Genomic DNA, 392 nt, shown 5'->3' with positions numbered 1-392 from the left:
TGTGCACGAATAAGGTGCCGGCAACGCCACGCGGCTGGGCAATATCAGGCAGGGCAATGTCGTCGGCGACGATCACCATCTCGACGCGGAAGCCTTCGGCGCGCGCCTTCTCGGCGGCCAAGCCGAAGTTGAGGCGATCGCCGGTATAGTTCTTGACGATCAGCAGGCACCCGGCGGGACCGGTCACCGCGCGGATGGCGGCCAATACTGCTTCCACGCTCGGCGAAGCAAAGATCTCGCCTGACACTGCCGCCGTCAGCATGCCCACGCCGACGAAGCCGGCATGCGCGGGTTCGTGCCCGGCCCCGCCGCCGGAGATGATGCTGACCTTGCTCTTCTCCCAGTCCGCACGGAGGACGACCTTGATTTCGGGATAGCCGTCGAGGCGAGCG

General features: G+C 66.1%; 1 protein-coding gene. It reads right to left on the bottom strand.

What is annotated here, in order from left to right; all coding sequences use genetic code 11:
• A partial coding sequence (locus E5W70_RS32715; RefSeq protein WP_292665514.1) for a dihydroxyacetone kinase subunit DhaK occupies positions 1-392 on the bottom strand: 392 nt, incomplete at both ends.

It is taken from the genome of Mesorhizobium sp., from assembly GCF_005063415.1.
GTDB lineage: Bacteria > Pseudomonadota > Alphaproteobacteria > Rhizobiales > Rhizobiaceae > Mesorhizobium.
This window is presented reverse-complemented; position numbering and strand designations above follow the sequence as displayed.